The following is a 4,950-nucleotide window of genomic DNA, read 5'->3' as shown; positions in this document are numbered from 1 at the left end:
TAGTTCTTCAACTCATCCTTGTTTTCTTTCTTTTTATCAAAGATGAAAAACCTCAAGGCCATTTCATGTGTTTGTGAACTTGCTTTTCTAATTTCTGAAATTGGCAATTCAAATACATAACCTACGTAGATTTTCTTAGTTGCTTGTAGGCCTAATCGGAAACCATAAGAATCCTCACGACGGTAACTTGCACCAATATCTAATTTGTCTTTGATGTTTGCTGTTAGGTTTACATCATATGACAAAGGTACGTTAGTTGCCATGCGGAGCAATAAACTTGGGTATAATGTTACTTTTGATTTCAACCCATTTGCAGTTTCAACTTGCCCACCTAATCCAATCTTCGTTCCTGCCATTGCATACAAATACGCTACGTCTTTGAATGATCCATTATAAGTACCAAAATCATATTTGATAACTCTTGGCTGAGACAAACTAAAGAAAAATCCATCATCTTTTTTAGCAATACGTAATCCCCAACCTAAGTTAGGTTGAATCCCTGTGCTGCGATCTCCCGCAAATAAATTATCGTTGGGATTTACCAATCTGATTTGAGAAAAATTCAAGGAAATATTGGCCATTCCAGCACGAATACCTCCGTCCATATTCCATTTTTCATTCAACTTAACATGGTAAGCAAAGTCGGCAGAAAGAATCGTAGAACGCACAGGCCCTGCTTCATCTACCAAAGCACCGATTCCTAAACCTTTCTTTTCTCCCCATTTAAAATTACCCGACACACCGATGTTTCTAGGTGCACCTTGAACCCCAACCCATTGATTGCGGTACATCATAATCATTTCTGAATTTGTTGTACTTCCTGCATGGGAAGGATTTAATACTTGTGGATTAAAACGATATAAACTGTACATCGTTTCGATTTGAGCATTTACACGAGTGCTCAAGGAAAGTAGTAAAACAAAAAGAACAAGGGAGATTGGGGTCAAAAAACCCCAATTCCTGGTACTCGCCTTTTCTACTCTCATTATCTTTGACATCTTATTCATGATGATCTAATTTTTTATTAAAAATGATTTTTTAAAACTATTTCAATTGACGATTGATAAACACATATTCACTTACTGTTGGTTTCGTGCCATAAAAATCCACCAAGTAGTAATACGTTCCATCTGGAAGCTTGCCATCGTCTGAAAGGATATCATTCGATTTATTGGTTTCACCACCCCAGCTGTTTTGGTAGTTTTCTGTTTCGAAAACTACGTTACCCCATCTGTTGTAAATAGTCAAACGATTTTTATATCCCATTACTCCAGGAATAACCAATTTATCGTTTACGCCATCACCATTAGGAGAGATCCCTTGTGGTAAAATTGTATCACAAGTATCTTTATCTAATCGATTTGGAATACCGTCTCCATCGCAATCTGGTAGAGAACCATAGTTAATATCATCTTCTAATTTATCTAGGATACCATCATTATCTGAATCAATTTCACGGTAATCTGGGATACCATCTTTATCCGTATCTAATGGGCTACTTCCGTTTGGTCCTTTCTCTAATTCATCTGTCAATCCATCATTATCAGAATCTAAATCCCGGAAGTCTGGAGTCCCATCTTTATCTGTATCAATTGGAGCATTTCCATCCGGACCTTTTTCTACTGCGTCTGGAATTCCATCATTATCAGAATCTAAATCGCGATAATCTGGTGTTCCATCTTTATCAGTATCCACTGGATTGTTCCCGTCCGTACCTTTCTCAATAGTATCTGGAATACCATCGTTGTCAGAATCTAAATCTCTAAAATCTGGAATACCGTCTTTATCCGTATCCACTGGATTGTTTCCATTCGGTCCTTTCTCAATTGTATCTGGGATACCATCGTTATCAGAATCTAAATCTCTAAAATCTGGAATTCCGTCCTTGTCTGTATCCACTGGATTGTTTCCGTCTGGACCTTTTTCAATCGTGTCTGGAATTCCATCATTGTCAGAATCCAAATCACGGTAGTCTGGGGTACCATCTTTGTCAGTATCTACTGGATTATTTCCATTTGGTCCTTTTTCAATGCTATCAGGAATACCATCGTTATCAGAATCTAAATCTCTATAATCTGGAGTACCATCCTTATCCGTGTCTACTGGATTGTTGCCGTCCGCTCCTTTTTCAATCGTATCTGGAATACCGTCATTGTCGGAATCTAAATCACGGAAATCTGGAGTACCATCCTTATCTGTGTCTACTGGATTATTCCCGTCAGCACCTTTTTCAATGGTGTCAGGAATACCATCGTTATCTGAATCTACATCACGGTAATCTGGACTTCCATCCTTATCTGTATCTACCGGATTATTTCCATCAGAACCTTTCTCATAATTATCTGTAATACCGTCATTATCAGAATCTAAATCGATGTAGTCTGCTTTGCCATCTTTATCTGTATCCAAAGGATTATTGCCATCTGGCCCTTTTTCAACACTATCAGGAATACCATCGTTATCTGAATCTAACTCGCGGTAATCTGGCATTCCATCTAAGTCGGTATCTACTGGATTGTTTCCATCAGGTCCTTTCTCCACCGCATCAGGAATTCCATCATTGTCCGAATCTAAATCGCGGTAATCTGGCATTCCATCTAAGTCGGTATCTACTGGATTGTTTCCATCAGGTCCTTTCTCCACCGCATCAGGAATTCCATCATTGTCCGAATCTAAATCTCTGTAATCTGGAATACCGTCGTTGTCTGTATCCACTGGATTGTTTCCATCAGGTCCTTTCTCCACCGCATCAGGAATTCCATCATTGTCCGAATCTAAATCTCTGTAATCTGGAATACCATCTTTGTCAGTATCCACTGGATTGTTTCCGTCAGGACCTTTTTCTAAGCTATCAGGAATTCCATCATTGTCAGAATCCAAATCGCAGTAATCTGGGATACCATCTTTGTCAGTATCCACTGGATTATTTCCGTCAGGGCCTTTTTCTATGCTATCAGGAATTCCATCATTGTCAGAATCCAAATCGCGGTAATCTGGAATGCCGTCGTTGTCTGTATCCACTGGATTATTTCCGTCAGCTCCTTTTTCTACCGAATCAGGAATTCCATCATTGTCCGAATCTAAATCTCTGTAATCTGGAATGCCGTCTCCGTCTGTGTCGACTGGATTATTTCCGTCAGGGCCTTTTTCTAAGCTATCAGGAATTCCATCATTGTCTGAATCTAAATCGCGGTAGTCTGGCGTTCCATCTCCATCTGTATCGACTGGATTGTTTCCATCAGCACCTTTTTCAATCGTGTCAGGAATGCCGTCATTATCAGAATCTAAATCGCGGTAATCTGGACTACCATCTTTATCTGTATCCACTGGATTATTACCATCTGCTCCTTTTTCAAAGCTATCTAGTATTCCATCATTATCAGAATCAATGTCTAAATAATCTGGATTGCCATCTTTGTCGGTATCAATTGGATTAGAACAATTACCTGCTTCGACTAAATCAGGGATATTATCACCATCTGAATCAGAATCGCGGTAATTCGGGCGATTATCCTTATCTGGATCTGCTGTATACTCAATAGAATCTGGTATACAATCATTATCTGAATCAAGATCTAAACGGTCTACTTTACCGTCATTATCTGTATCAGCTCCACATAAATCTTTTCTTTTTTCAGCAATATCTGCCCAGCCGTTATTATTCAAATCTGGATAGTTACCTAATTTGCCATCAAAATCGGCATCATCATGCCATAAATAAAGGGCAACGTTTTCCCAAGCATCAAACAGTCCGTCATTGTCCGAATCTAAATCCAAATAGTTTGGAATACCATCACTATCAGTGTCTGTAATAAATTCACATTGATCACTTACACCGTCGTTATCTGAATCTAAATCTAAATAGTTAGCATGACCATCTCCATCTGAATCTATATTCTGTTCAACAGAATCATTGATTCCATCTCCGTCTGAATCGATATCTAAATAATTTGGAGTTCCATCGCCATCAAAATCTTGACAATTTCCTACAGCCCCGTAACACTCCATGTTATTAGGAATTCCATCATTGTCACAATCAGCGACTAAATAAGCATCATAACCAGGATCTCCTATTGAAGGGATTGCCCCTGTACCACCCACACAAAAATTTCTAGGCTCAGGGTCAGTTCCATTTGGATTACCATCGCCATCGCAATCTTGTGCATTCCATGCGATACTAGTAGTTAATGTTTGACTCGCATCTAAATAATCACAACCATCATTTGGATCTGTACCATCTATGAGTTCTTTGTCATCTGGCACTCCATCGCCATCTGTATCTGTAGATACGACGGTAAAAACAATCGTTTTGGAACAACCATTGTTATCCGTATAAGTAATGTTTGTTGTTCCATCAGCTACTGGAGTAACTAAACCCGTACTGCTAATTGTGGCAACACTTGTATTCGAAGAAATCCATGGATTTAAAGTTGCTGCTGTGCCAGAACCCGTCAACTGCGAAGTAAGTGCGACTGAAATGGAAGTTGTACCAGTGACAGTTGGTAAAGCATTGACAGCCACTGTTACTTCATTCGAATATGCGACTGCACAAACCCCACTAGTTATTTTGGCTCTATAAATAGTTTCTTGTGTTAAATTTCCTGTCAATAAAGAAGTACGAGTAGAATCCGTAATATCTACGAAAAATCCTGCTACTTTCTTTTGCCATTGAATCGTTCCTGTATTGCCTGTTAAAGAAATCGTTGTTCCTGAAGCTGAACAAACAGTTGCATTCGCTGCAGAAGCAGTACCACCTACGGAGGCGGCAGAAACAGACACTGTTACTTCATTTGAATATGCTACGCCACAAACCCCACTAGTTATTTTGGCTCTATAAATAGTTTCTTGTGTTAAATTCCCTGTCAATAAAGAAGTACGAGTAGAATCTGTAATATCTACGAAAAATCCTGCTACTTTCTTTTGCCATTGAATCGTTCCTGTATTGCAGGT

The 4,950-nt window shown here is 39.1% G+C and carries 2 protein-coding genes; both read right to left on the bottom strand.

Translation table 11 applies throughout. From position 1 onward, the window contains the following. Nucleotides 1–1,007: PorP/SprF family type IX secretion system membrane protein (locus V7S79_RS11970; RefSeq protein WP_459490832.1), on the bottom strand; the 1,007-nt coding region annotated here is incomplete at its 3' end. Nucleotides 1,008–1,044: 37 nt separating this feature from the next. Then, nucleotides 1,045–4,950, bottom strand: a 3,906-nt coding sequence (locus V7S79_RS11965) for a thrombospondin type 3 repeat-containing protein (RefSeq protein WP_459490831.1), incomplete at its 5' end; no start/stop codon positions are given.

Source organism: Aquirufa sp. ROCK-SH2 (genome assembly GCF_054558315.1).
Note: the sequence above shows the minus strand (reverse complement) of the source record. Positions and strands in the feature narration are given on the sequence as shown.